Origin of the sequence: Stenotrophomonas pictorum JCM 9942, assembly GCF_001310775.1 — a bacterium.
Lineage (GTDB): Bacteria > Pseudomonadota > Gammaproteobacteria > Xanthomonadales > Xanthomonadaceae > Stenotrophomonas > Stenotrophomonas pictorum.
Genome location: NZ_BAZI01000688.1, coordinates 1 through 872 on the forward strand (window position 1 = coordinate 1; position 872 = coordinate 872).

General features: G+C 68.8%; 2 protein-coding genes. One reads left to right on the top strand and one right to left on the bottom strand.

Annotated features, from left to right (window positions below; all coding sequences use genetic code 11):
- Nucleotides 1–571, top strand: a 571-nt coding sequence (locus JCM9942_RS17065) for an EAL domain-containing protein (RefSeq protein ID WP_157723044.1), incomplete at its 5' end; no start/stop codon positions are given.
- On the opposite strand, the gene JCM9942_RS17070 is transcribed toward JCM9942_RS17065, so the two are convergent.
- The coding region (locus tag JCM9942_RS17070; RefSeq protein WP_256202425.1) for a LysR substrate-binding domain-containing protein at nucleotides 563–872 on the bottom strand (310 nt) is incomplete at its 5' end. The genes JCM9942_RS17065 and JCM9942_RS17070 overlap by 9 nt on opposite strands.

Genomic DNA, 872 nt, shown 5'->3' on the forward strand with positions numbered 1-872 from the left:
CCGCTGGGTGATCCATGCCGCGGCGCGCGCGCAACGCCAGCTGGCCGACCAGGGCTGGGGCGGGCTGCCGATCGCGGTGAACATCTCGGCGGTGCAGTTGTTCAACAGCGATCTGGTGGCCGAATTCAGCCGTGCCACCGAGGCCTGGGACCTGCCCCCCGGGGCGTTGCAGCTGGAACTGACCGAAAGCGCGGTGATGCGCAACCCGGCGCAGGCGCTGCAGACGCTGCAGGCGTTGAAGGAAAACGGTATCGGTGCGGCACTGGATGATTTCGGCACCGGCTTTTCCAGCATGTCCTACCTGCAGCACCTGCCACTGGACTCGCTGAAGATCGACCGCGACTTCGTCTGCGATGTGGAGCGCAACCCGCGCAACGCGGCGATCTGCCGGGCGCTGCTGTCGCTGGGCCACAGCATGGGCCTGAACGTGATCGCCGAGGGCGTGGAGAGCGAAGGCCAGCTGGCGTGGCTGGCCGCGCACGGCTGCGACCAGGTGCAGGGTTACCTGCTGGGTCGCCCGATGCCGCTGGAGGCGGTGCGGGTGGCGCTGGACCAGCACCGCTCAGTCTGAGGCGGCCGTTTCCCCGCCGAGGCACTCGACCAGATAGTCGATGAAGCTTCGCACCTTCGGCGCCAGGTGGCTGCGGCTGGCATAGACCGCATGGATGCCGACCGAGGGCACTTCCCAGTCGGCCAGCACCGGCACCAGGCGACCGTCGGCCAGCGCCTCGCCGACGATGAAATCCGGCTGGGCGATGATGCCCATGCCGGCGATGGCCGCCTCGCGCAGTACCTCGCCGTTGTTGGCGCGCATGCGTGGCACCAGCGCGATGCCCACTTCGCTCTGCCCGCGCTGCAGTGTCCAGCTGTCG